25 protein-coding genes are annotated in these 23524 nt (G+C 73.4%); 13 read left to right on the top strand and 12 right to left on the bottom strand.

The window, feature by feature from the left end; all coding sequences use genetic code 11:
- The first annotated feature begins 32 nt into the window (after positions 1-32).
- Positions 33-440, top strand: a complete 408-nt coding sequence (locus tag IW256_RS26210; protein WP_197013491.1) for a hypothetical protein — start codon at positions 33-35, stop codon at positions 438-440.
- Positions 441-505: 65 nt separating this feature from the next.
- On the top strand, positions 506-1177 hold the full coding sequence (locus tag IW256_RS26205; protein ID WP_197013490.1) for a shikimate kinase: 672 nt from the start codon (positions 506-508) through the stop codon (positions 1175-1177).
- Here the strand turns inward: IW256_RS26205 and IW256_RS42830 are convergent.
- Complete coding sequence (locus IW256_RS42830) at positions 1174-2382, bottom strand: HEAT repeat domain-containing protein (protein ID WP_197013489.1); 1209 nt, start codon at positions 2380-2382, stop codon at positions 1174-1176. The genes IW256_RS26205 and IW256_RS42830 overlap by 4 nt on opposite strands.
- Before the next feature lie 155 nt (positions 2383-2537).
- On the opposite strand from IW256_RS42830, the gene IW256_RS26195 reads away from it, so the two are divergent.
- The 3 genes from IW256_RS26195 (at position 2538) to IW256_RS26185 (ending at position 4259) form a co-directional block, all read left to right on the top strand.
- Positions 2538-3746, top strand: a complete 1209-nt coding sequence (locus IW256_RS26195) for a helix-turn-helix domain-containing protein (RefSeq protein WP_197013488.1) — start codon at positions 2538-2540, stop codon at positions 3744-3746.
- A gap of 61 nt (positions 3747-3807) precedes the next feature.
- Positions 3808-4014, top strand: a complete 207-nt coding sequence (locus IW256_RS26190) for a hypothetical protein (protein WP_197013487.1) — start codon at positions 3808-3810, stop codon at positions 4012-4014.
- Positions 4011-4259 (top strand): hypothetical protein, encoded by a 249-nt coding sequence (locus IW256_RS26185; protein WP_197013486.1) that lies wholly within the window; start codon positions 4011-4013, stop codon positions 4257-4259. The genes IW256_RS26190 and IW256_RS26185 overlap by 4 nt, the downstream gene beginning before the upstream one ends.
- A gap of 25 nt (positions 4260-4284) precedes the next feature.
- Here the strand turns inward: IW256_RS26185 and IW256_RS26180 are convergent, their stop codons facing one another.
- The 7 genes from IW256_RS26180 to IW256_RS26150 form a co-directional block, all read right to left on the bottom strand.
- Positions 4285-4938 (bottom strand): maleylpyruvate isomerase N-terminal domain-containing protein, encoded by a 654-nt coding sequence (locus IW256_RS26180; protein ID WP_197013485.1) that lies wholly within the window; start codon positions 4936-4938, stop codon positions 4285-4287.
- Between the two features lie 75 nt (positions 4939-5013).
- Entirely contained in the window at positions 5014-6582 is a 1569-nt protein-coding gene (locus IW256_RS26175; protein WP_197013484.1) for an alpha/beta hydrolase, read from the bottom strand.
- Between the two features lie 129 nt (positions 6583-6711).
- Positions 6712-7908, bottom strand: coding sequence for an ABC transporter permease (locus IW256_RS26170; RefSeq protein WP_307829090.1), 1197 nt, complete (start codon positions 7906-7908; stop codon positions 6712-6714).
- Entirely contained in the window at positions 7905-8594 is a 690-nt protein-coding gene (locus tag IW256_RS26165) for an ABC transporter ATP-binding protein (protein ID WP_197013483.1), read from the bottom strand. The genes IW256_RS26170 and IW256_RS26165 overlap by 4 nt, the downstream gene beginning before the upstream one ends.
- Positions 8591-9637 (bottom strand): peptidoglycan-binding protein, encoded by a 1047-nt coding sequence (locus IW256_RS26160; protein ID WP_231403930.1) that lies wholly within the window; start codon positions 9635-9637, stop codon positions 8591-8593. Before IW256_RS26160 ends, IW256_RS26165 begins: the two co-directional genes overlap by 4 nt.
- Positions 9634-10200 carry a hypothetical protein gene (locus IW256_RS26155; protein WP_197013482.1) on the bottom strand — a complete coding sequence of 189 codons (567 nt, stop codon included), beginning with the start codon at positions 10198-10200 and terminating at the stop codon, positions 9634-9636. Before IW256_RS26155 ends, IW256_RS26160 begins: the two co-directional genes overlap by 4 nt.
- Positions 10197-10751 carry a hypothetical protein gene (locus IW256_RS26150; RefSeq protein ID WP_197013481.1) on the bottom strand — a complete coding sequence of 185 codons (555 nt, stop codon included), beginning with the start codon at positions 10749-10751 and terminating at the stop codon, positions 10197-10199. Before IW256_RS26150 ends, IW256_RS26155 begins: the two co-directional genes overlap by 4 nt.
- A 226-nt stretch (positions 10752-10977) precedes the next feature.
- On the opposite strand from IW256_RS26150, the gene IW256_RS26145 reads away from it, so the two are divergent.
- Positions 10978-11634, top strand: a complete 657-nt coding sequence (locus IW256_RS26145; RefSeq protein WP_197016566.1) for a response regulator transcription factor — start codon at positions 10978-10980, stop codon at positions 11632-11634.
- Entirely contained in the window at positions 11631-12914 is a 1284-nt protein-coding gene (locus IW256_RS26140; protein ID WP_197013480.1) for a sensor histidine kinase, read from the top strand. Before IW256_RS26145 ends, IW256_RS26140 begins: the two co-directional genes overlap by 4 nt.
- 27 nt (positions 12915-12941) lie before the next feature.
- Here the strand turns inward: IW256_RS26140 and IW256_RS26135 are convergent, their stop codons facing one another.
- Positions 12942-13709 carry a class I SAM-dependent methyltransferase gene (locus IW256_RS26135; protein ID WP_197013479.1) on the bottom strand — a complete coding sequence of 256 codons (768 nt, stop codon included), beginning with the start codon at positions 13707-13709 and terminating at the stop codon, positions 12942-12944.
- 116 nt (positions 13710-13825) lie between these two features.
- On the opposite strand from IW256_RS26135, the gene IW256_RS26130 reads away from it, so the two are divergent.
- Genes IW256_RS26130 through IW256_RS26120 form a run of 3 tightly spaced genes read left to right on the top strand, consistent with a single transcriptional unit; the run spans position 13826 to position 16163 of the window.
- A complete protein-coding gene (locus IW256_RS26130) occupies positions 13826-14377 on the top strand; it encodes a MarR family winged helix-turn-helix transcriptional regulator (RefSeq protein ID WP_197013478.1) in 552 nt (183 codons plus the stop codon).
- Complete coding sequence (locus IW256_RS26125; RefSeq protein ID WP_197013477.1) at positions 14377-15228, top strand: EamA family transporter; 852 nt, start codon at positions 14377-14379, stop codon at positions 15226-15228. The genes IW256_RS26130 and IW256_RS26125 overlap by 1 nt, the downstream gene beginning before the upstream one ends.
- Before the next feature lie 8 nt (positions 15229-15236).
- The gene (locus tag IW256_RS26120) at positions 15237-16163 is read left to right on the top strand and encodes an LLM class F420-dependent oxidoreductase (protein ID WP_197013476.1); all 927 of its coding nucleotides are present in this window, start codon (positions 15237-15239) and stop codon (positions 16161-16163) included.
- A 50-nt stretch (positions 16164-16213) separates the two neighbouring features.
- Here IW256_RS26120 and IW256_RS26115 read toward each other — a convergent pair whose 3' ends face one another.
- On the bottom strand, positions 16214-17068 hold the full coding sequence (locus IW256_RS26115; RefSeq protein WP_197013475.1) for a TIGR02452 family protein: 855 nt from the start codon (positions 17066-17068) through the stop codon (positions 16214-16216).
- Between the two features lie 104 nt (positions 17069-17172).
- Here IW256_RS26115 and IW256_RS26110 point away from each other — a divergent pair, with 104 nt between their 5' ends.
- The 3 genes from IW256_RS26110 to IW256_RS26100 all read left to right on the top strand — a co-directional run bounded on the left by IW256_RS26110 (position 17173) and on the right by IW256_RS26100 (position 22128).
- Positions 17173-18639: a 3' terminal RNA ribose 2'-O-methyltransferase Hen1 gene (locus tag IW256_RS26110; RefSeq protein ID WP_197013474.1), complete on the top strand. Its 1467-nt coding sequence runs from the start codon at positions 17173-17175 to the stop codon at positions 18637-18639.
- On the top strand, positions 18636-21278 hold the full coding sequence (locus IW256_RS26105) for a polynucleotide kinase-phosphatase (RefSeq protein ID WP_197013473.1): 2643 nt from the start codon (positions 18636-18638) through the stop codon (positions 21276-21278). Before IW256_RS26110 ends, IW256_RS26105 begins: the two co-directional genes overlap by 4 nt.
- Before the next feature lie 163 nt (positions 21279-21441).
- A complete protein-coding gene (locus IW256_RS26100) occupies positions 21442-22128 on the top strand; it encodes a hypothetical protein (RefSeq protein ID WP_197013472.1) in 687 nt (228 codons plus the stop codon).
- A 91-nt stretch (positions 22129-22219) separates the two neighbouring features.
- Here the strand turns inward: IW256_RS26100 and IW256_RS26095 are convergent, their stop codons facing one another.
- Both IW256_RS26095 and IW256_RS26090 read right to left on the bottom strand, forming a co-directional pair.
- On the bottom strand, positions 22220-22501 hold the full coding sequence (locus tag IW256_RS26095; RefSeq protein WP_197013471.1) for a TFIIB-type zinc ribbon-containing protein: 282 nt from the start codon (positions 22499-22501) through the stop codon (positions 22220-22222).
- 39 nt (positions 22502-22540) lie between these two features.
- Positions 22541-23491: a phosphotransferase family protein gene (locus tag IW256_RS26090; RefSeq protein WP_307829088.1), complete on the bottom strand. Its 951-nt coding sequence runs from the start codon at positions 23489-23491 to the stop codon at positions 22541-22543.
- Positions 23492-23524 lie beyond the last annotated feature (33 nt).

The following is a 23524-nucleotide window of genomic DNA, read 5'->3' as shown; positions in this document are numbered from 1 at the left end:
GCCCGGGGACGTCCCGGCGACAGAGTGAGCCCATGACACAGACCGCATCCTCCCCGCAGCGTCCCTGGCTCCGTTTCACCTGGCACTACATCGAAATGATCATCGCCATGTTCGTCGGGATGGGCGTCCTCGGACTGCTCTTCCGGGCCGTCGGGCTCGGCCTCTCCTACGACACCCATCCCGAGGCGGCCTACCTGCTGATGGCGTTCAACATGTCCGTGGGCATGGCGGTGGCGATGCGCCTCCGCCGCCACGGCTGGCCTGTCACCCTGGAGATGTGCGGGGCGATGTTCGCCCCCGTGGTGCCGCTGTTCCCGTTGCTGTGGCTGGACGTCATCGACGGCGGCGGCCTGATGCTGTTCGCGCACGTGGCGATGTTCCCGCTCATGCTGGCCGTCATGCTGTGGCGCCGTGACGAGTACCTGGGGTGCGACCACTGAGGACGCCCCAAGGCTGCGGCGGTGGGAATGACTCAAGCGGGTAGGCACTCGACGGGAGCCAGCGAATGCACTCTGCACTGCACGACGGGACTTCCTCCAACGTACGGCGGGATCGGTTGCGTCACGTCTACTGGATCGGCGGCGGCAGCGGGTCCGGAAAATCCACCATCGCCCGGCGCATCGCCGACCGGTACGGGATGCGCCTGTACGACACCGACGCGGTCATGGGCGACCACGCACGCCGCATGCCTGTCGAACAGGCTCCTTACCTGGGTGAGTTCGCCGCCATGGACATGGACGAACGGTGGGTGGCCCGAAGTCCGCGCGAGATGCTCGATACCTTCCACTGGTTCCGCGGCGAAGGATTCGGCCTGATCGTCGAAGACCTTCTCGCCCTCCCCGCCGACCGGCCGGTGGTCGCCGAGGGGTTCCGGCTACTGCCCGACCTCGTCCGGCCCCTGCTCACCGAAGTGGGCCACGCCGTGTGGCTGCTGCCGACCCCGCGGTTCCGCCAGGCGGTGTTCGACGGCCGTGGCGGCCCGGCATGGGGATTCATCGCCAAGACCGGCGACCCGCGGCACGCGCTGCGGAACCTGCTCCAGCGCGACGCACTGTTCACCGACCGGCTCACCGAGCAGACCCGGCGTCTGGGCCTCCACGGGCTCAGGGTGAATTTCACGATCACCGAGGAAGATCTCGCACGGCGAGTCTCCGCGGTGTTCGGCCTTGAGAACTAACGACGGGCGAGTCGTTCGGCCCGTTCGCGGAGGCCCGGATCGGCGGTGGCCTTGGCGAGGTCGCCTCCGGTGAGCCAACGGGCTCGTGCGAGGACGCCCAGGCCGCAGTGCCGCACACCGAGGTCCGGGTCGTCCAGCGCGGCACGGGCCCCCGGCTCGGCATGGCCCGAACCCAGTCGCCGTAGGGCGACGATGACCGCCGCTCGCACGGCCGCGGCGGGATCGTCCGCCAAGGGCAGCACGTCCGCCTCCGTGAGCACCTCGCAGCGGTCGAGAACGCCGATCGCGGCCTCCCGGACCTCGCCGTGCTCGTCGCGCAGGGCCCGCCGTACGCGCGGATACCAGCGTTCGCCCCGCCGCTCCAACTGGCGCACAGCGAGGGCACGCACCTCGGAGGCGGGATCGTCGAGGGCCTGTTCCAGCACGGACAGGGCCGGGCCGCGCAGAGGGGCGGTCAGGGCGCCGAGCGCATGCAGCCTGACCATGGCATGGCCGTCCCGGCGGACCGCCTCGGCGAGCGCGTCCATGGTCTGTGTGGTCAGCGTGGGATGGCGGCTCAGCGTAAGGGCGGCCCGTTGCCTCGACACGGAGTCGGTTGAGTCACGAAGTACCGATGCCAGCGCGGCCTGGCCGCCGGGCAGCGAGGAGCTGAAACCGGCACTGGTGAGTCCATCGGCGATCTCGTCGAGCCAGCGTTCGTACCAGGCGAGGAAACCGGTGTCGGAGGTGAAGAACGGGGGCTGGCGGTCCAGGTCGATGTCGACGACCCGGCCACGGGCGGGACCGGTCACCACCAGCAGGCTGGCGTACGAGCACCCCTGGTGGACCAGGGGGATCGCCCCGCTGAACGGGTTGGAGCCGAGCTCTTCGCACCCTTCGGGTCCAGGACGTGAGCCGGGCTCCAGCGGAAACGGCCGTGTCAGGTGGCCGGACGGCAGGTCCCCGATGACCGACCGATGCCAAGTCTCCAGGGGCAGCAGCCCGTAGTAAGGGCCCGCGCCGCCGTGGCCCAGCGTCGTCAGGAAGTCGCGGTACTCCCGGGGGAGGCGGACCCCGTACCGCGCCTCGAACGCGGCGACCTCGGCCTCCGGAAGCGGCGGGCCGAGGCGGAATCGGTGCTTGTCCTCACCGAACGAGTGGGACCGGCCGGGCAGATAGGGAACGATCGCCAGCTTTGCGGCGATCCTGCGCAGACGTACGTCCACGGCCACTTCTTTTCAAAGTGTGAGATCCGAGGCGACGATCATAAGCCGGAACCCGCCGTTCCGGCCTGCCCTATCGCCGCGCATCACCCGTCCCCCTGACGGAGACCGCCACCTGGCCTAACGTGAGTTGCGAGCCTCGCGGGAGGAACCAGTCCATGCATGGTGGCAACACCGAACGGGACGCGATCGGGCGGCGCATCGCCGACGCGCGCAAGCTGCGCGGCCTGACCCAGCGGCAACTCGCGGACCGGGTGCCCTGCTCCAAGAGCCTGATCGCCCAGGTGGAGCGCGGGCACAAACCGGCATCCCAGGCGTTGGTCGCCGGCGCCGCCCGCGCGCTGAGGGTGGACGTGGGCACGCTGACCGGCCAGCCCTACCAGGCCGAGGCGCGAGGTGATGAGCGGCTGCACGCCGTCATCCCCGGCTTCCGCCGGGCGCTGATGTCGTGGGACCTTCCGGACGAGGACGTCCGGCCGCGCGGGCTGGAGGCGCTCGCGGCCGAGGTGGCGGCGGCCTCCGTGCTCGGCCGGGACGGCCGCTACGGGAAGCTCGGGGACGTGCTGCCCGGCCTGCTGGAGGAGTTGACGGCCGCGGCTCATGCGGCCGAGGGGGCACGGCGCGAACGGCTGTTCGCGCTCCTGTCGGAGGCTTACACGGGTGCGACGGCGATCGCCTACACCCTCGGGTACTTCGACCTGCGCAGCCTGGCGATGGAACGCGTGGAATGGGCCGCGAGGGCGTCGCAGGACCCGCTCCGGGTGGCCCGGACACAGTGGCAACGTTCGACCCTGTTCCTGGCGGGCGCCGCCTATGACAGGGGCATCAGGCTGCTGGAGCGCGTACGCCGCGACCTCGGTGAGGACGTGGCACGGATGGACCCGGCCACACTGAGCGTCTACGGTGCCGCGCACCTGCGCTCGGCCGTCTTCGCCGCGCGGACGCCCGACGCGCCCGCCGCCTGGGCTCACATCGACGAGGCTCGTGAGGCCGCTCGGCTGCTCGGCGGCGACGCCAACCACTACGGGCTGGAGTTCGGCCCCTCGAACGTCGCCATCCACGAAGTCGCCGTCGCGGTCGAGATGTACGACGGGGCCGAGGCCGTACGCCGTGGCGCGGGCCTGCGGCTGCCTCCCACGGTCGCGCCGGTCAGGCTCGGCCACCACTACATCGATCTTGCGCGTGGCTGGTTGTACCACGGCGACCGCGTCAAGGCGCTCGAAGCGCTCCAGGCAGCCCGCAGGGCAGCTCCCCAGCAGACGCGCAACCATCCGATGGTGCGCGAGACCGTACGGATGCTGGTGGCTGCGGAACGGCGCCGGCCCAAGGCTCTCAGCGGATTCGCCTCCTGGCTCGGCATGCCCTGACCACCGGGTTTCACCGCTCTGTGAAACTTCATAACGTGCCCGTTCGTGCACGCTGTGCCACATGTCAGAGGCGGATGTCGAAGAGATCAAGGCGCGGTTGCGCGACGAGTTCGGCGGGCAGGGCTGGTCGATCGTCTACAGCAGCAAGGGCCGGTGGTGGGCGTTCCGGGGGCCGATGACCCGGGAGACGTTCGACGCGACCAGTGACGTCGAGGCCGACTGCCCCGAGGAACTGCGCGCCCGTCTGCGCGAGGTCATGGCGCGGTGAACGCCACCAGGATCCGCGTCGGCGGACGGGAGATCGAGGTACGGGAGATGGCGTTCGGGATCTTCAACGCCTTCGACGCGGACGGGACCCGGCTCGCCATCGCCGTCCGGCTGAGCCGGGGCTGGTGGCTGGGGGTACGGATCGGCGAGGCGCGGCGGGAGATGCACATCCCCGACGAGCCGGGCGACGAGGAGCCGATCCGGCGCGGTGCGGAGGAGGTGACCCGGCGCCTGCTGTCCCCCTGAGCCGGGAGGGACCGCGATGGGCGGCTCAGCCGATGCTGAGAGGGAGCTTCGCGGCGAACTCGCCCAGCGCGGCCATCTCCGCTTCGGCCGGCGCGCGGCGTCCGGTGGCGACCAGCAGCGCGTCCTTGTCGGAGAACGAGGCGGGGAACGGGGTCCCGGCGATCTTCTCCAGCAGCGCGCGCGCCGCCGCGAGGGTCTCGGCGGGGGGCTCGGCGGCCGACGGCAGGTGCGCGATCAGGTCCAGGTGGTGCAGGGTCCATTCGAGCACGTACGCCGACAGGTAGTCGCCGACGGTCAGCACCTCGCCGCAGGTGCCGACCCGGACGGAGGGGTCGGCGAGGTCGGCGGCGCGGCCCGCGGCGGAACCGACGTCGTCGAAGTGGAACTTGAGCAGCCGGGGTTCGCCGTACGCGGCGGCCAGCCGGGGGATCAGGGCGTCGAGCGGGTCCTCGCCGGTCGGTGGTTCGACGACGCTCCAGTAGGTGACCGCGTCCACGGTCGGTTCGGTCTCGGCGGGCGTGACCAGGGTGATCAGGACGTCCTGCGCGCCGATGACCAGGTGGCACACCAGGTCCCGTACGAGCCAGCCGCTACAGCCGGACGGCCGGTCGAAGTCCTCGTCGGGGGTCTCGGCGACCGCCGTGCGGAGCGCCGTCCACGAGCGTGAGAAGAGTTCCACCGCGGCACCGTAGTTCCGCGCCGGAACCGCGGACAATCGCTTTTCCTACGCCGGCATGGCTCCCGTGCGGGCCGATCAGGACGTCGTGGACGGCCGTCCGCTCGGACGGCGGCAGGTGGAGTCGGCGGGGGGCAGGGTGCCCGTGCGCAGGTAGGCGTTGACGGCCTGATCCACGCAGGGGACGGGCGTCAGACCGTCGGTGCCGCGCCCGTAGACGCCGTGGGCGCGGATGTCGGCCGAGATCAGGCGCGAGCCCTGGAGCTTGCGACGCATGGCCACGGCACCGGCGTGGGGGACGTTGTTGTCGCGCGTGGCCTGGAGCATCAGCAGGGGGACCCGGTTGCCGATCCTGATGCCGGGTTCGCGGGGCTCGGTCTTCCAGAACGGGCAGGGGAAGACGGCGTTGGCGGTCGCCGCGAAGACCGGCTGGGTGCGGCGTGCGCGCTCGGTGTCGCGCCAGTGGCGCTCGGGGTCGTCCGGCCAGCCTCCGGCGGGCCAGCCGCCGTCGCCGCAGAAGATGGCGTTGCCGCTGTTGAACAGGTTGTCCAGCGCGGGGTCGGGCGAGGTGAACAGCTCCAGCCACATGCTCAGCTCGGGGATGGGCCGGACGTCGCGGCCGTCGGCGGCGTCCACCAGGTTGCGGACGGCTCTGGCGAGCGTGGCGTCGTTCTCCTCGCCACCGACCATCTGGCGCAGGAAGAGCCCCAGCACGCTCGCGTCCAGGGTGTGATCGCCGATGGGGAGCGGGCCGTCGTCCACCCGGGAGCCGAGGCGTTCGACGACGGCGCGGACCCGGGCGGGGGTGTCGCCGAGCCGGTATTCGCCGTGGCGCCGGGCCGTCCAGGCGGCCCATTCGTCCAGTCCGCGCTCCTGGGCCTCACCGGCTGCCTGGAAGTTCTCGTACTGCGTCAGGCGGGGATCGGTGACGCTGTCGATCACGACGCGGTCGGCGTTGCCGGGGAACGCCTGGGTGTAGGCGGCGCCCAGGTCGGCGCCGTAGGACACCCCGTAGTAGGAAAGCTTGCGTTCGCCCAGTACGGCGCGGATCAGGTCCATGTCCCGGACGACGTTACGGCTGGAGGCGTGGGGGAGGAGCGCGGCGTTGTCCCCGTGCTCGTAGCAGCGCTGCGCGGTTTCACGCGCCTTCCGCACGGACGCATCGAACGCCTCGCGCCGGGAATGGGTCGGCTCCGGCCGAGGGGACGGCCCGCAGCGGATCGGGGTGCTGCGGCCGACGAAGCGCGGGTCGAAGCCGATCAGGTCGTACCGGTCCGCCGCCTCTCCCATCGCCGGGCGCAGACGGGCCGTGTGGTCCAGGCCGGGCCCGCCGGGGCCGCCCGGGTTGGTCAGCAGGATCCCCCGGCGGTGCGCGCGGTCCCCGCCCCTGATCCGGGAGATCGCCAGCTCGATCGAACGGCCGCCGGGGGCCGAGTAGTCCAGCGGCACGGTCACCCGCGCGCACCGCGCGCCCGCCTCGGCCAGGTCCGGGGCATCGGCCGGGCACGCGCCCCAGTCCAGGCGTTGGCCGAGGTACCGGGAGAGGCCGGGGTCGGGGGCGGCCGAGGCGGGGACGGGCCCCGTCCAGCCGACGAGCGCAGCCGCGCCGAGCGCGGTCGCCGCCATCGCGGCGCGTGGGATGGTCATGGGACCTATCCCAGCCGCCGTTGAGCGGGAAGTCATGGGGGCGGACCAGACGGCTCGCGGTAGGGCTGGCCCCACCGCGTACGGCGGCCACCCTCGCGGGGCGCGAGCCCGGACGAGGGTGGCCGCAGGTCAGGGGCCGGTCAGGGCCTCGGTGGGGGACAGGCGGGCGGCGCGGACGGCGGGGTAGAGGCCGGCCAGCGCGCCGATGACCAGGGTCGCGCCGATGCCTCCGGCCATCGCCCACACCGGGACCACCGTCGGCCAGCCCTGGCTGATCGCGTAGACCGCCGTGACGACGATCCCGAGCGTCACGCCGCCGGCTCCGCCGAGGGCGGCCAGCAGCTGGGACTCGGTGAGGAACTGCGACCGGATCTGGCCCCGGGTGGCGCCCAGCGAACGGCGCAGGCCGATCTCGGCGCGGCGTTCCAGCACCGAGATGACCATCGTGTTGGCGACGCCGACGCCGCCGACCAGCAGCGCCACCCCGCCCAGGCCCAGCAGCAGCCCGGTGAACGCCTGGTCGGTGGCGTTCTGCGCGGCCAGCGCGTCCGAGGGGCGGCTGACCTCGATCTCGTTGGGCGCCTCCGGGTTGGCGGTGGCGGCGAGCAGCTCCCGTACCGGCTCCACCCGGTGCTTGTCGGTCCGGGTGTAGATGGTCGTGGGATGGCCGTCGAAGCCGAGCCGGGCCCTGGCCGCGTCCCAGCCCACCAGAGCGGCGGCGTCCAGTTCCGGTGCCAGGCCGTTGGGGCTCAGGATCCCCACGACCGTGAACCACTGCCCGCCGAGCCACACCTGGACGCCGGGCTCGGCGACGCCGAGCCGTTCGGCGGTGGCCGAGCCGAGGACGACCGCGGGGTAGCGGCCGGTCCCGGCGTTGAGCCACCGCCCGGCCGCCATGCCGAGCCCGACCGTACGGGGCAGGTCGAGGCGGGCCGCCAGCACGCTGATCCCGCCGGTCTCCCCCTCGGGGACGCGGTCGTTGCGGTACACCTTCGCGTCGGCGACCCGGCCGGTGGCCGAGGCGGACAGGACGCCCTCCAACCGGCCGATCATGCCGGCCGGCGCCTCGGGCAGCCTGGCGTCCTCGCCGAAGAAGGTGCGGCCCGGCGCCACGGTCAGCAGGTTGGTGCCCAGCCGGTCCAGGGTGGCCTGCAACTGCGCCCGGCTGGACGACGAGATGCCCACCACACCGATCATCGCGGCGATCCCGATCGCGATGCCGAGCGCGGACAGGAACACCCGCAGCGGCCGGGCGCGCAGCCCCGCGGCGCCGACCCGGAGCACGTCGCCGGGACTCATCCGGGCCGGTACGTCCTCGGCGCTCACCGTCTCGCCTCCGCCAGGGCGCCGTCGTGGACGATCCGGCCGTCGCGCATCCGCACCTGGCGGGGGAGGGTCGCGGCGATGTCCCGGTCATGGGTGATGACGACGACGGCGGTGCCGCCCTCGGCCAGCTCGCGGAGCAGGCCGAGGACGCCCGCGCCGGAGGCCGAGTCCAGCGCGCCGGTCGGCTCGTCGGCCAGCAGCATCGCCGGCTCGCCCACCACCGCGCGGGCGATCGCGACCCGCTGCTTCTCGCCGCCCGACAGCTGGTGCGGCCGGTGGCCGAGGCGGTGCCCGAGCCCGACTCGTTCCAGCGCCGCGCGGGCCCGCCGCCGCCGCTGCGCGAGGGGCACGCCGCCGTAGAGGAGCCCATCGGCGACGTTGTCCAGCGCGCTGACGCCGGGCGCCAGGTGGAACTGCTGGAAGACGAACCCGATCCGGCGGGCGCGCAGCGCCGACACCCGCCGGTCCGGCAGCGTCGACACGTCCCGGCCCTCGACGAGCACTGTTCCGCGGCTCGGCCGGTCCAGCGTGCCGAGCAGGTGCAGCAGGGTCGACTTGCCCGAACCGGACGGGCCCACGATCGCGACCAGCTCGCCGGGCTCGACGGCGACGGAGACGCCGTCGAGCGCGGTGACCCCTCCCGGGTAGGTCCGGGTGACCTCCCTGAGTTCCACGACGGCGGTCATTTGGGGATCCCCACCTTCATGCCCGCCGCCAGGCCCGTGCCGGAGACCTCCACCTTGCCCTCGGTGAACACGCCCGTCTCGACCGGGACCGTCCGTACGCCGGAGCCCTCGACGACCTGGACGGCGTAGCCGCCGCCCGGCCGCGCCAGCAGCGCTCCGACCGGCACGGCCAGGACGCCGGCGTGCCGGGCCGCGGTGAGGTGGACCGTCACCGGGGCCTTGTCGTAGGAGCCGAGCGCGCCCTGGCCGCGGACGGCGATGCCGATCTCGACCGTGGTGGGCCGATCGTCCTCCCCCTCCTTGGCGACCTTGCCGACGGAGGTGATGGTGCCCTTGACGGTGCCGCCGCCGGGCAGCTCGATCGTCACCCGGGCGCCCTTGCGCGCGAGCCGCTGGTACTGGACGTCGAGGTCCGCGCTGACCTGGCGGACGGTTCCGGTGTAGGTGAGGATCGCCCCGCCGGCCCGGTCGCCGACGGCGGCCTTGCGTTCGGCCACCCGGATCTCGCCGGGGGCGACCAGCGCCGATCCCCGCGTCACCGTGCCGGTCTCCTGGACGCCGAGATCCTCCTGCCAGCGCTTCACGGCGGCGGTGGTGGCGGAGCCGAACGTCCGGTCGACGGTGAATCCGGTGTAGCCGAGGGCCCGCAGGTTCTGTTCGAGCTGCCTGACGTCCGGGCCCTCCACGCCTTCCGCCAGGGTCCGGTAGATGGGCAGGGACCCGTAGAGGAGCGGAACCGGCCTGTCGTCGACCTTGTAGGCGGGACGCCCCCGGGCGATCTCGTCACCGGGTCCGGGCAGCCAGGTCACGGTGCCACTGCCGCCCGCGCCGGTCACTGTACGGTCGGCGCCGTAGCCGAGCGTGCCGTCCACCCGCTGGGTCTCCACCAGGGTCGTCCGTTCGACCGGGGCGGTGGCGGGCGGCAGCGAGCTGTGCGCGGCGGTGACGCCGTTCCCGCCGCCCAGCCCGATCGTCGCGAGCCCGGCGCCGCCGGCGGCGACCGCCCCGGCGGCGCCGAGCAGCACGGTGCGTCTCCGGCTCAACGGCCACCTCCCTCGGTCTTGCCGCCGACCATCGGTGCCCCGCCGGCCGGGACCGGGCCCTTGGGACGGTGCCCGGCGCACGCCTTCTGAGCGGCCTGGAACGTCGCGCTCTCGGGGTCGATCCCCGAGCCGCCGGGGCCGCTCCGGATCCTGATGCCGCCGTTGGCGTCGGGGTCGGGGAACTCCGGCACGCCGTTCTGGCGCATGCACCTGGCCAGGGCGCGCTGCCGGGCGACCGCCTCGGGGTCGGCCTTCGGCGGCTTGCCCCCGTTCGGCATGAGGGGGCGGCACTTGGCGTCTGCGGCCCTCACCTCGTCCTTGCCGGGCTCGCGCCCCGCGTCCTGCGTCCGTCTCGCCTTGACCCGCAGTCCACCCTTGTCCGCCGGATCCGGCATGTCGACGCCGTTCTGCCGCATGCACTGGGCGTACCTGCGCATCTTCTCCTGGTCGCTGACGGGTGCGACCTTGGCCTCGCCGTTCCCGCCGCCGCAGCCGGGCAGTCCGAGGGCGAGGACGGGGAGCAGCGCCAGGGCGGCGACCCTCCGCCGGCCGGTCACCGTCATCGTGCGGGCCCCGTTCCCTGGCCGATTCCGCCGGAGAGGCCAGGGGCGGTCTTCCCGGTGGGCCTGGCGGGGTCGCCCGTGCCTGCGGGACGGCATGCCTTCTCCGCCTTCCTGTAGGTCGGGTGGTCCGGGTCCATCGCGGTGCCCTTCCGCATCTTGACCTTGAGGCCGCCGTCGGGGTCGGGGTCGGGGAACTGCGGCACGCCGTTGCGGCGCATGCACTGCGCCACCCGGCGCATCTCGGCCAGTTGCCGCGCGTCGGCCTTCGGCGGCTTGCCGCCGTTCGGCATGAGGTGGCGGCACTTGGCCTCGGCCGCCTTCATCGCGCTCTCCTGGCCCCGCATCGTCTTCACCTGGACACGCCCGTCGTCCGAGGGGTCGGGCATATCGACACCGGCCGCGCGCATGCACCTGGCGTAGGCGCGGAGCTTGTCGGTGTCGCCGGTCGCCGCTCTCCGCGCGTCGGTGCCGGTCCCGCCGCCCCCGCAGGCGGACGCGCCGAGGACGAGGAACGGGACCAGGGCCACCGCCGGAAGCACGTGTCGTCGCATGGTGGGTCTCCTGTCGTTCCCGCCGGGGGTTCCCGGCGGTCGACCAGAAGTCCAGCCTCCGGGCGATAACCCGGGCGTAACCGGATCGCGTTATGCCCGCGTTACGCCCGTTGCCCCAAGCTGAGGCGGGCCGGGCCGGGCCGGACGGGCCCGCCCGGTCACGGAGATGGCGGGGACCGCACGGGGACGGTGTGGGGACCGCGTGCGAGGACGAGGACGGGAACGGGTGCGGATACTGGTCGCCGAGGACGAGCGGATGCTCGCCGACTCGATCGCCGAGGGGCTGCGGGCCGAGGCGCTCGCCGTGGACGTGGTCAACGACGGCGACGCCGCGCTGGAGCGGCTCGGCGTCAACGACTACGACGTGCTGATCCTGGACCGGGACCTGCCGGTCGTGCACGGCGACGACGTCTGCCGGGCGGTGGTGGAGTCGGGCGCGCACGTGCGGGTCCTGATGCTCACCGCCGCCGCGGCCGTCCCGGCCCGGGTGGAGGGGCTGCGCCTCGGCGCGGACGACTACCTGACCAAGCCGTTCGCGTTCGAGGAACTGGTCGCCCGCATCCACGCGCTCGGCCGCCGCGCCCGCCCGGCCGACCCCCCGACGCTGGAGCGCGCCGGGATACGGCTCGACCCGGCCCGCCGGGAGGTCCACCGCGACGGGAGGTACGTCCATCTGGCCCGCAAGGAGTTCGGGCTGCTCGCCGAGCTGCTCCGCGCCGACGGCGCCGTGGTCTCGGCGGAGCGGCTGCTGGAGAAGGTCTGGGACGAGCACACCGACCCGTTCACCAACACCGTCCGGGTGACCCTCATGAAGCTGCGCCGCAAACTCGGAGACCCACCGGTCATCGAGACCGTCCCGGGAGCGGGGTACCGCATCCCATGAGGCTCGCGTTCACGGCCGCGCCCCTCGCCGCGCGGTTCCGCCCCACGATCCGGGTACGGCTCACGCTGCTGTACGGGGGGCTGTTCCTCGCCGCGGGGGTCGTCCTGCTCGCCCTCACCTACTTCCTCGTGCAGAACAACCTGCAGCGGACGGGCGAGTCCGGGCCGGTCCTCACCAAGGCGATGGTCGAGGGGGACTCCCGCGCGGACTTCTTCGCCAGGACGGCGCCGTCCACTGACATCGTCCCCACCAAGAAGCTCGAAGGTGTCCTGGTGAAGAACCGGGAGGAAACCCAGCGGCAGACGATGCGGTCGCTGCTGACCCAGGGCGGCATCGCGCTGGGCGTGGTGGGGACGGCGGCGCTGGGGCTGGGCTGGCTGCTGGCCGACCGCGCGCTGCGGCCCGTCCACCACATCACCGAGACCGCCCGCCGGGTGGCGCACAGCCACAACCTCACCGAACGGATCGCCTACGAGGGGCCGCGCGACGACGTGCGGGAGCTGGCCGACACCTTCGACACGATGTTGGAGCGGCTGGCCAGGGCGTTCGACGGCCAGCGGAGGTTCGTCGCCAACGCCTCGCACGAGCTGCGCACCCCGCTGGCCATCAACCGGACCCTCGTGGACGTGGCGGTGCGCCGCCCCGACGCCACCGACGACGTGCGGCGGCTGGGCGAGTCGCTGCTGGTGGTCAGCAGCAGGCACGAACGGCTCATCGACGGGCTGCTCACCCTGGCGGGCGGGGAGAACGCCGTGACCGAACCGGTCCCGCTCGACCTGGCCGACGTGGCCGGGCACGTGCTCGACCAGGCCGCCGCCGAGGCCGCCGGCCGTGGCCTGTCCGTCGTCCGCGCGCTCGGCCCGGCGCCGTCCGCGGGCGACCCCGTCCTGATCGAACGGCTCGTCCAGAACCTGGTGGAGAACGCGATCAGGCACAACCACGACGGCGGCGAGCTGCGGGTGGCGACGGGGCGGCGCGGCGGATGGATCCGGCTGTCCGTGGCCAACACCGGGCCGGCCGTCCCGCCGTACGAGGTGGAGACGATGTTCGAGCCGTTCCGCCGGCTCCGGCAGGACCGGGTGCGGTCCGACCGGGGGAGCGGCCTGGGCCTGTCGATCGTCCGTGCCGTCGCCACCGCCCACCACGGGCACGTGACCGCCGAGCCCCGGCCCGCCGGCGGGCTGAACGTCACCGTGCGCCTTCCGGTCCGCGACCGGCCCGGCCACGGCGAACGGCCGGCCTCCGGCGAACCGGCGCGGACGGTGGGCGACCAGGCGTGAGCGGGCGTGAGGTGAGCGGGCGGAGGGTCAGGTGGCGGCGGTGAGGCGGAGCTTGGACTGCTTGTGGGTGTTGCCCTGTTCCCAGTCGTCCATGAAGCGGGCGTCCAGGCCGTGCTCGCGGGCGAGGCCGACGAGCGTCGAGGTGCGGTAGTAGAAGTCCTCGCGGAGCACGTGGTGCTCCTCGCCCTCGGTGCGGTTGAAGGTGAAGTCGAAGAAGCCGCCCGGGGCCAGGACGCGGCCCACGTTGGCCAGGCACTCCTCGATGACGCTGATCGGCGAGTGCGAGAAGACGCTGTGGGCGTGCACGACGGTGAAGTGCCGTTCGGGCAGGAACGCCAGGCGCAGGTCGCGGACCGGGGTCAGGCAGGGGAGCTTGTCCTGCAGCCCGTACTCGACCAGGGTGTCCTGCGCGGCGAACAGGATGTCGGGCGAGATGTCGATGCCGTGGTAGTGCCCCGTGTCGAGGTGGCCGATGAACAGGTGCCCGGCGCGCAGGTTGCCGCAGCCGATCTCCAGCATCCGGTCGGACGGCTTGAGCCCGTGGCCGGCCAGGTAGTCGAACTGGAGCCGGCCCAGGGCGTTCCAGTGCCGGCGGGCAGTGCTGCCGACCGCGCCGTACGGGCTGCGGGCGGTGTCGGAGCGCATGACCGAGCGGTAGTAGCCCACGTGGTCGCGGGCGCGGGCGCGTAGCCAGGTGTCGCGGGCGAGCCTGCGCGCGTACGGTCCGATCCGCGCGGGATTCCGCGTGGCGTACCGCAGGCGGTAGGTGAGGCTCGCGCGGTTCTTCGCCTCCATCGTTCCAGTGAAGATCGAGTCCGGGGTCCTGACAATGGCATCTGCCCATTCTTGGGGGTTTCCGTACCTCAAGGTCGTGATTGACGGGGACGGGTGGAGAGGGTTATGCATGACTCATGCATGAAAGTCGAACCGCCAACCTGCTGGGCGCCGCCGCACTCGTGGTGAACGACCTCGTGCTCACCCGCGCTGCCAGGGCCGCGGGCGTCAGCGCCAGCGGGGCGGCGGCGCTGGTCGTGCTGGACGCCTCCCCGGAGGTGACCGTGACGGAACTGGGGCGGCGGGTCGGTCTCACCCAGTCCGCCGCCGTGCGGATGGTGGACGCCCTCGCGGCCGACGGCCTGGTGGAACGCCACCGCGCCGCCGGACGGCAGGTCGCCGTGCGCCTCACCGCCGGCGGACGCCGTTCCGCACGGGACCTGCTGGCCGCGCGCGGCGCCCCCCTGGCCGAGGCGCTCGCCGTCCTGGACGAGGACGAGCGGGACACCCTGGCCGGCCTGCTGGCCAGGCTGCTCACCCGCCTGTACGAGGACGTCGGCGACGCCGACCTCATGTGCCGGCTGTGCGACCGCCGGGCCTGCACGACCGGCGCCGCGTGTCCCGTCGGCCAGGCGGAACGGGACCGGGAACGGGACCGGGATCGGGACCGGGATCGGGGGCCCGGCTGATGGGACCGCTGCTCGCGCTGGCCTCGGCCGTGGTCTACGGCGTCGCCGACGTGTGGGGCGGCCTGCTGTCACGCCGCGCGGGCTTCGCCTCGGTCGCCCTGGCCGGGCAGCTCGGCGGGCTGGCGCTGACCCTGCTCGCCGCGCCGTTCGTCCCCGCGGCGGATCCGGCCGTCCCCGACCTGGCCTGGGGCGCGCTGTCGGGCGTGGGCACCGGCCTGGGGATGGTCTTCCTCTACCGCGGCCTGAGCCGGGGGTCGATGAGCGTGGTGGTGCCGGTCAGCGCCGTGAACGGGCTCGCGCTGCCCGTGCTGGCCGGGGTGGTCCTGCTGGGCGATCGCCCCTCGCCGCTCGCGTGGCTGGGCGTGGCCACCGCGGTGCCCGCCCTGTGGCTGGTGTCGCGGGACCGCGCCGGCGGCGGGGCCGGGACGTCGGCGGCGACCGCCGACGCCCTGGTCGCCGGCCTCGGGATCGGCGTGCAGTACCTCGCCCTCGCCCAGGCCGGGGCGGAGGCCGGGATCTGGCCCGTCGTCACCGGACGCTGCGCCGCGGTCCTGGCGATCCTGCCGCTGCTGCGGACCGCCTCGCGGCCGGACGCGGAGAACGGGCGCGGCCTGCCGCCGCGCCTGATGCCGTCGGCGGCGCTGACCGGGGGCCTGGCCGCCCTCGCCCTGATCCTCTACCTGCTGGCGACCAGGTCTCAGCTCGTCGCCGTGGCGGTGGTCCTTTCCTCGCTCTATCCGGCGATCCCGGTCATACTGGGCGTCACCCTCCTGGGAGAGCGGCTCCGCCGGGCCCAGGCCGCCGGCCTCGCCGGGGTCGTGGCCGCCATCGCACTGCTCACGGCCGGATAATGGCCCTCATGAAACTCCGGATCTTCACCGAGCCCCAGCAGGGGGCCTCGTACGAGACGTTGCTGTCGGTGGCCAAGGCCACGGAGGACCTCGGGTTCGACGCGTTCTTCCGCTCCGACCACTTCCTGAAGATGGGCGACGTGTCCGGGGAGCCCGGCCCGACCGACGCCTGGGTGACGCTGGGCGCGCTGGCCCGCGAGACCAGCCGGATCCGGCTCGGCACCCTGATGACGGCGGCCACGTTCCGGCTGCCCGGCCCGCTGGCCATCGCGGTCGCCCAGGTCGACCGGATGAGCGGCGGCCGGGTCGACTTCGGCGTCGGCACGGGCTGGTTCGACGCCGAGCACACCGCGTACGGCATCCCGTTCCCGAGCCTGGGCGAGCGGTTCGAACGGCTGGAGGAGCAGCTGGAGATCATCACCGGGCTCTGGCGGACGCCTCCGGGCGAGACCTACGACTTCGAGGGGCGTCACTACCGGCTGGCCGACTCCCCGGCCCTGCCCAAGCCCGCGCAGGCGGGCGGGCCGCCGGTGCTGATCGGCGGGGTCGGCGCCAAGCGCACCCCGCGCCTGGCGGCGGCGTACGCCGACGAGTACAACGTGCCGTTCCACCGGCCCGGCGACACCGCCGCCGCCTTCGAACGGGTACGGACGGCCTGCCGGGAGGCGGGGCGGACCAAGCCCATGGTGTACTCGGCGGCCCAGATCGTCTGCGTCGGCCGGGACGAGGCGGAGATCGCGCGGCGCGCCGGCGCGATCGGCCGGGAGGTGCCCGAGCTGCGCGAGAACGGGCTGACCGGAACGCCCGGCGAGGTGCTGGAGAAGATCGGCACGTTCGCCGAGCTGGGCGCCGAGACCCTCTACCTGCAGGTCCTGGACCTGAACGATCTCGGTCATCTGGAGCTGATCGCGGCCGAGGTCCTCGCCAAGCTCTGAGCGGTGGCGCGCGGGCCGCCTCGTACCGGGAGCGGCCCGCGCCCGGCACCTCAGCCGGTGAGGCCGGCGAGGACGTCCTGGAAGGCGGCGAGCCGGGGCGAGCCGTTGGCGTTGTCCCAGACGGCGAACACGACGTGCTCGAACCGCCCGGCGAACTCCGCGCCCGGGCCGAGCGCCTCGGCGAACGCGGTGGCGACCTCGCGGGGGTCGTTGCGGAAGACGCCGCAGCCCCAGGCGCCCAGCACCAGCCGCCCGTGGCCGTTCACCAGCGCCGCCGCCAGCACCTTGCGGGCGCGCAGCCGCAGCGTGTCCGGGATGAGCGCGGCCTTGCCCGGGTCCCTGATCGCCCCGCGGTTGGGCGCGGGCGAGGTGAGGAAGGCGACCTGGTACGGCTCCTCCAGCAGCCGCCCGGCGTCGTCGCGGAACACCGGGACGGCGGGCGAGTAGATCATGTGGTCGCTGTAGAGAAGGTCGCGCTGATCGCGGTGGAAATCGTAGAAGGCGCGGGCGGAACGCAGTGACGCGTACAGCGCCGAAGAACGGGCCAGGCCCTCTTCCTGGGCGTGCGCGCCATTGAGGAATCCGCCGCCGGGATTCTTGGCGGAGGCGAAGTTCAGCGCGAGGGGAACCGTGCCGTCCCCGGCCGCCGCGCTGAGCCTCCGTGCCGCCTCCAGCGTCGTCTCCCCGGTGACCTCGATGCGCGTGGCGAGGCCGCCGGGATCACCGGCGGCGATCGTCTTCAGATGCGCCGCCAGCCGCTGCGGGTCGTACAGGACGGTGCCCTGGACGGACCGGTCGACGGCGGAGGCGATCGGGACGGTACGCCCTGAGGGGGCCCGGTATTCGCCGCGCTCGAGAATGGCCACGGTCTCTTGTGCGGTCGCCCGCCGGGGATGTCTGCTCATTTCACCGCGGATCCTCCCCGGAACGGTCGCCGGCCGACAACTCCTTTTCCGGCCCGGACGGAAAAGGTTCGTCCGGGAAGTCGGATATCCGACACACTGTCGGCGTGCTTCTGACGATCACCACGACCGCGCCCCCGGCGTCCGACCTCGGCTTCCTGCTGCACAAGCATCCCGACCGGGTCCAGGCGTTCGGGCAGTCCTTCGGCACGGCGCACGTCTTCTACCCGGAATCGGGAGAGGACCGCTGCACGGCCGCGCTGCTCCTCGACGTCGACCCCGTCGCGCTGGTGCGCACGCGAGGCAAGGGGACCCCCGACTTCTCCCTGGGGCAGTACGTCAACGACCGGCCCTACGCGGCCTCCTCCCTGCTGGCCTCCGCCATGGCCGGGACGTTCCGGACGGCGATGCGCGGCCGGTGCGACGCCCGTCCCGAACTGCCCGGCCGGGCGCTGCCGCTGGAGATCGTCCTGCCCGCGCTGCCGTGCCGCGGCGGGCCGGACCAGGCCGAACGGTTCTTCGCGCCGCTCGGCTGGCGGGTGGACGCCGCCCCGGTGCCGCTCGATCCCGGGTTCCCCGAATGGGGCGACTCGCGGTACGTGACGCTGCGGCTGACCGGCGAGGCGCGCCTCGCCGACGCGCTCAACCAGCTGTACGTGCTGCTTCCCGTCCTGGACGACGCCAAGCACTACTGGATCGCGCCCGACGAGGTGGACAAGCTGATCCGGGCGGGGGAGGGCTGGCTCGCCGACCACCCCGACCGGGCCGCCATCACCCGCCGCTACCTGGCCAACCGCCGGGGTCTCGTGCGCGTCGCCCTCGGGCGGCTGGCCGACGCCGACGGCGCGCCCGAGGACGAGCTGGACCGCGACCCGCTGGACGAGGAGCCGCCCGCGACCGACCCCACCGCGGCCGGGCCCGGCGGCCCGGCCGACGACGAGGAGGTCCGGGCCGCGCCCCCGCCCGCCCCGCTGGCCGAGCGCCGGATCCGGGCCGTGCTGGAGACGCTGCACGCCGAACGGGCCCGCCGCGTCATCGATCTGGGCTGCGGCACCGGGAAGCTGGTCGCCCGGCTCAGGCAGGACGACCGCTTCGAGAAGATCGTCGGCGTGGACGTCTCGTACCGCGCGGTGCAGATCGCCCACCGGCGCGGGCTGCCCGACCCGTACGGCTCCGACCGGGAGCCGCGGGTGGAGATCCACCAGAGCGCGCTGACCTACACCGACGAACGGTTCCGCGGGTACGACGCGGCGGTGCTGATGGAGGTCGTCGAGCACGTCGACCCGCCCCGGCTCGGGGCCGTGGAACGGGTGGTGTTCGGGGACGCCCGGCCGCGGGTCGTGATCGTCACCACGCCGAACGCCGAGTACAACGTCCGCTACGAGGGCCTGGCGCCCGGCGCGATGCGCCATTCCGACCACCGTTTCGAATGGACCCGCGCCGAGTTCGAGGAATGGGCCGGCCGGGTCGCCGCCGGGTTCGGCTACCGGGTCCGGTACGTGCCCGTGGGCGACGACGACCCCGAGGTCGGCGCCCCCACGCAGATGGGCGTCTTCACGAAGGAGGCCGGATGAACGGGACCGAGGCCGGAACCCTGATCAGGGTGCCGGAGATGGGGCTGGTCGTCCTGGCCGGCATCTCCGGTTCCGGCAAGTCGCACTTCGCCCGCAAGCACTTCCTGCCGACGCAGGTCGTGTCGTCCGACTTCTGCCGCGGCGTGGTGTCGGACGACGAGAACGACCAGTCGGCCACGGGAGACGCGTTCGACCTGCTGCACTACATCGTCCGCAAGCGGCTGCGGCGCGGGCTGCTCACCGTCGTGGACGCCACCAACGTCCAGCCGAAGGCCCGCGAGTCGCTGCTGCGGATCGCCAAGGAGCACGACGTGCTGTCGGTCGCGATCGTCCTCGACGTGCCCGAGGCGGTGGCCGCCGAACGCAACGCGCTGCGTCCCGACCGCCGCGCCCTGCCCGACCACGTGATCCCGCGGCAGCGGCGCGAGCTGCGCCGGGGGCTGCGCGCGCTGGGCCGCGAGTTCAAGCGCTCCTACGTGCTGGAGGGCGTGGCGGCGATCGACGCCGCGACCGTCGTCCGCGAGAAGGCGTGGAACGACAGGCGCGAGCTGACCGGCCCGTTCGACATCATCGGCGACGTGCACGGCTGCCGCGCCGAGCTGGAGGACCTGCTCGCCGACCTCGGCTACGAGATCGAAAGGGACGCCCTCGGCCGGGCCGCCGGCGCGAACCACCCCGGCGGCCGTACCGCCGTGTTCGTCGGCGACCTGGTGGACCGCGGCCCCGACACCCCCGGCGTCCTCCGCCTCGTCATGGGGATGGTGGCGGCCGGGCAGGCCCTGTGCGTGTCGGGCAACCACGAGGCCAAGCTGGTGCGGGCGATGCGCGGCCGGAAGGTCCGGATCGCGCACGGGCTGGCCGAGTCGCTGGACCAGCTGGCGGCCGAGCCGGCCGGGTTCCGGGACGAGGCGCTGCGTTTCATGGACGGCCTGATCAGCCATTACGTGCTGGACGGCGGCCGGCTGGTGGTGGCGCACGCCGGGCTGAAGGAGGACTACCAGGGGCGCGCCTCGGGCCGCGTCCGCTCGTTCGCCCTCTACGGCGACACCACCGGGGAGACCGACGAGTACGGGCTGCCGGTGCGCTATCCCTGGGCCCGCGACTACCGGGGCAAGGCGATGGTCGTGTACGGGCACGCGCCCACGCCCGCGCCCGAATGGGTCAACAACACCATCTGCCTGGACACCGGCGCGGTCTTCGGCGGGAAGCTGACCGCGCTGCGCTACCCCGAGCGCGAACTGGTCGCCCGGCCCGCCCGGCAGGTCTGGTACGAGCCCGTCCGTCCCCTCGTGGCCGAGGGCCCTCCTGCCGAGGCGGGCGGCCACCGGGAGAGCGACGTCCTCAAGATCGAGGACGTGCTCGGCCCCGGCGGCGTGGAGACCCGCCTGATGGGGCGGGTCACGGTCCGGCACGAGAACGCCGTGGCGGCGCTGGAGGTCATGAGCCGTTTCGCGGTCGACCCGCGCTGGCTGGTGTACCTGCCCGCGACCATGGCCCCCACAGACGTGGCCGGGGGGTCTGGGGGGTCGTCCCCCCAGGGGGTGCAAGACGTGGCCGGGGAGTCTGGGGAGTCCGGCGGGCCGACGTGGCTGGAGCATCCGGCGGAGGCGCTGGCGGCGTACCGGAACCTCGGGCTGGAACGCGTGGTGTGCGAGGAGAAGCACATGGGCTCGCGCGCCGTGGTGGTGGTCTGCCGCGACGCCGGGGTCGCCGCCGCCCGGTTCGGTGTGGACGACGGCACCACGGGGGCGGTGTACACCCGTACCGGGAGGGCCTTCTTCCGCGACCCCGCCCGTACGGCCGAGGTGCTCGACCGGGTGCGCGCCGCGATCGGTGCCGCCGGGCTGTGGGAGGAACTGGAGACCGGCTGGCTGGTGCTCGACTGCGAGCTGATGCCGTGGTCGGCCAAGGCCATGGACCTGATCCGCACCCAGTACGCGGCGACCGGTGCGGCGGCCCGCGCGGCGCTCCCCGTGGCCGCCGGCGCGCTGGAGCTGGCGGCGGGCCGCGGCCTGGACGTCGGCGAGCTGCGCGAGCGCACCCGGCGGCGCGCCGCCAACGCCGGGCTCTTCCGCGACGCCTACGCGCGTTACTGCTGGCGGGTGGACGGGCTGGACGGGGTCAGGCTCGCGCCGTTCCAGGTGCTGGCGGGAGAGGGGCGGGCGTGGGCCTCGGCCCGCGGCCACGACTGGCACATGGAGGTCGCCGGGCGGCTCGCCGCCGCCGACGCGACCGGGATGATCCAGCGCACCGAGTGGTTCGCGGTGGACCTGGGTTCGACGGAGTCGGCCGCCGCCGCCATCGGGTGGTGGGAGCGGTACACCGCCGATGGTGGCGAGGGAATGGTCGTCAAGCCACTGGGTGCTCTCCCCGAGGACAGGAAGGTCCAGCCGGGGCTGAAGGTCCGCGGCCGGGAGTACCTGCGGATCATCTACGGCCCGGACTACACCGAGCCCGAGCATCTGGAACGGCTGCGGCGGCGTTCGACGGGCCGGAAGCGTTCCCTGGCGATGCGCGAGCACGCGCTGGGGGAGGAGGCCCTGGCCCGGCTGGCGGCGGGCGAGCCGCTGTGGCGCGTGCATCAGGCGGTGTTCGCGGTGCTGGCCCTGGAGTCGGAGCCGGTGGACCCCCGCCTGTAGGGGTGCGGCCGGAACAAGGCAGAGGGCACCGCAGTGTGACCGGCCCGGGCGTCCGGGTGTTCGTCCAACGATCGTTGGACGAACACCCGCCAGGCCCGGGCCCGGCGTGCCGCTGTGTCCGGTTGCCCGTCCTGGGCGGGTGGCGGGCCCCTACGCTCGCCCCATGATCGATTTGACCCCTTACGAGCAGACCTGGATCGACGTCCTGGACGAGCTGAGGAACTGTCCCGGAATCGAGGTCCTCAACGAGTACAGGGAGCTCGACCCCGAGATCGAGGATGCCGAGACCAGCCTCGACACCGTCTCCGTCGCCACGGGTATGCCGCTGGGGGACTCCTTCCGGACCTGCCACTTCCGGTTCGAGTATCTCGGCAGCGCCTGGCAGAGCGCCAAGGGCGGGGATCACTTCATCGCCGGGGAGTTCTGCCTGGAGGCCCTGGAGAACGCCGTGCTGAACCAGCGGCCGCTCGACCTGTGGACGGACATGACGCCCGAGCAGGAACGGCTTCAGTCCGAACTCCGATGCATCGACGGGACGCCCGAGTGGGGCACCGGCCATCTTGCCGCGCTCCGGGTGCGGCCGGGCGTCGAGCAGCCCGAGATCTGGTTCGACAAGACCGGCGACCGCGTCTACAAGCTGGACCTGGACTACCAGGGCTATCTCGACGCCCTGCGCGTCACGAAGGGCACCTTCGGCTGGCAGTACCTGTTCACCGAAGCCGCGCTCACGGGCGGCGACAGCACGGTCGCCAGGCTGCGCACGATGCTGGAACTGTTTCCCCAGTGGTTTCCCGACCACGACTACAAGCCGTTCCGGCGACGGCTGGACATGGCTCTCAAGCGTCGTTGAGGCCGGCCGCGCGCACCTCTCGGGTCTCACGTGGTGCCCGCGGGATCGCAGGATCCCGCGGGCTCGTCCTCCCGGAACGTCCCCGCCTGGATCAGGTGGAGAAGAGCATGTGGAAGACGCCGTGACCGTAGGGACGGTGGTGGACGGGGCCGCCGTGGTGGTGATGGTGCACCTGGGCGGGGGCCGCGGGCGCGGCGCCCCAGCCGGGCGCCGGGGCCGCCGGCGGGGCGGGCCGGTACTGGGCCTCCATCCGGCTCAGGGCCTCAAGCTCGCCGTAGTCGAGGAAGATCCCCCGGCAGTTGTCGCATTGCTCGATGTGGACGCCGTTGCGGGTGTAGGTCCGCATCACGCCACGACACTTGGGACAGTGCATCGCCTTGTCGTCCTTCCGGTGTGGATCCCCAATTATGCGTTACGTCCTTGCTGAGGACCCCGCGCTGGAGATTCTGCTGCAGGTGTCGACGAGCGCCTGCTCGGGCCCGTCGAGCGGCCGGTCGGCCTGCCGCGCGGATTTGACGCACGTGGCGGCGATCTGGATCACCAGAGTTCGCGCCGGAAGGTCCAGGACCTCCCAGGGGTCGCCGCCCGCGGGCACGGCGGGGCCCTGGAAGGCGCGGTAGGCGCCCAGGAAACGGGACCAGTCGTCGGGGTTGAGGACGCCCGACGAGTACAGCGCCGCAGGCCGGGCCAGATCCCACGCGGGGTCCCCGGCTCCCAGGTCCTCGATGTCGATCAGCCGCCAGCCGCCGCCGGCGCGCACCATCTGCCCCAGATGCCAGTCACCGTGCACCAGCGTCCGCCGGGCCTCCCCGGCCGGCGCGTCCTCCGTCCGGCCCTCTCCCCGGATCCAGCCTGGCAGCGTCGCGAAGGCCCGGCGGATCTCCCGCGCCGCGGGCCCGTCCTCCAGCTCCGCCACCAGCCGCGCGGCCCGCGTGGGGCGTCCCCACGGCGGAACGTCCTCCGGCAGGGGAACGTTGTGCAGGTCGGCGAGGAGCCTGGCCCCGTCCTCCCAAGGCAGGTCGCCCGGGCTGACGGGATCTCCGTAGGGCCACACCGTGACCGTGCGCCCGGCGACCTCCAGGGGCGGGCCCAGCGAGGGCAGCAGCAGCTCGGGCAGCCCGTCCGCCACCCGCATCCGCCGGGCCAGCGGCGGCCCGCCCTCCCGGTCGGCCTGGTGCGCCTTGACGACCACGTCCCCGACCCGCACGACCAGGACGCCGTGCCGGTCGTACAGCACCTCCGCCCCGGTCCCGGGGCCGCCGTGCGCGGCCGTCCCGATCTCGGCGAGGCGGGCGAGCAGCTCGGGATCGGCGGAGGAGGAGGCGCCGGCCCGTGAGGGAGCCCGGGGGGACGTGGGAGGCACCCGACCAGTGAACCACCCCACTCCTGCCCGCGT

Origin of the sequence: Actinomadura viridis, assembly GCF_015751755.1 — a bacterium.
Classification (GTDB): Bacteria; Actinomycetota; Actinomycetes; order Streptosporangiales; family Streptosporangiaceae; genus Spirillospora; species Spirillospora viridis.
This window is presented reverse-complemented; position numbering and strand designations above follow the sequence as displayed.

Excerpts from the sequence above, each read along its gene's own strand:
- IW256_RS26210 (WP_197013491.1), top strand. The coding sequence starts at position 33 with ATGACACAGACCGCATCCTCCCCGCAGCGTCCCTGGCTCCGTTTCACC.
- IW256_RS26205 (WP_197013490.1), top strand. The coding sequence starts at position 506 with ATGCACTCTGCACTGCACGACGGGACTTCCTCCAACGTACGGCGGGAT.
- IW256_RS26195 (WP_197013488.1), top strand. The coding sequence starts at position 2,538 with ATGCATGGTGGCAACACCGAACGGGACGCGATCGGGCGGCGCATCGCC.
- IW256_RS26190 (WP_197013487.1), top strand. The coding sequence starts at position 3,808 with ATGTCAGAGGCGGATGTCGAAGAGATCAAGGCGCGGTTGCGCGACGAG.
- IW256_RS26175 (WP_197013484.1), bottom strand. The coding sequence starts at position 6,582 with ATGACCATCCCACGCGCCGCGATGGCGGCGACCGCGCTCGGCGCGGCT.
- IW256_RS26165 (WP_197013483.1), bottom strand. The coding sequence starts at position 8,594 with ATGACCGCCGTCGTGGAACTCAGGGAGGTCACCCGGACCTACCCGGGA.
- IW256_RS26155 (WP_197013482.1), bottom strand. The coding sequence starts at position 10,200 with ATGACGGTGACCGGCCGGCGGAGGGTCGCCGCCCTGGCGCTGCTCCCC.
- IW256_RS26150 (WP_197013481.1), bottom strand. The coding sequence starts at position 10,751 with ATGCGACGACACGTGCTTCCGGCGGTGGCCCTGGTCCCGTTCCTCGTC.
- IW256_RS26140 (WP_197013480.1), top strand. The coding sequence starts at position 11,631 with ATGAGGCTCGCGTTCACGGCCGCGCCCCTCGCCGCGCGGTTCCGCCCC.
- IW256_RS26135 (WP_197013479.1), bottom strand. The coding sequence starts at position 13,709 with ATGGAGGCGAAGAACCGCGCGAGCCTCACCTACCGCCTGCGGTACGCC.
- IW256_RS26130 (WP_197013478.1), top strand. The coding sequence starts at position 13,826 with ATGCATGAAAGTCGAACCGCCAACCTGCTGGGCGCCGCCGCACTCGTG.
- IW256_RS26125 (WP_197013477.1), top strand. The coding sequence starts at position 14,377 with ATGGGACCGCTGCTCGCGCTGGCCTCGGCCGTGGTCTACGGCGTCGCC.
- IW256_RS26120 (WP_197013476.1), top strand. The coding sequence starts at position 15,237 with ATGAAACTCCGGATCTTCACCGAGCCCCAGCAGGGGGCCTCGTACGAG.
- IW256_RS26115 (WP_197013475.1), bottom strand. The coding sequence starts at position 17,068 with ATGAGCAGACATCCCCGGCGGGCGACCGCACAAGAGACCGTGGCCATT.
- IW256_RS26105 (WP_197013473.1), top strand. The coding sequence starts at position 18,636 with ATGAACGGGACCGAGGCCGGAACCCTGATCAGGGTGCCGGAGATGGGG.
- IW256_RS26100 (WP_197013472.1), top strand. The coding sequence starts at position 21,442 with ATGATCGATTTGACCCCTTACGAGCAGACCTGGATCGACGTCCTGGAC.
- IW256_RS26095 (WP_197013471.1), bottom strand. The coding sequence starts at position 22,501 with ATGCACTGTCCCAAGTGTCGTGGCGTGATGCGGACCTACACCCGCAAC.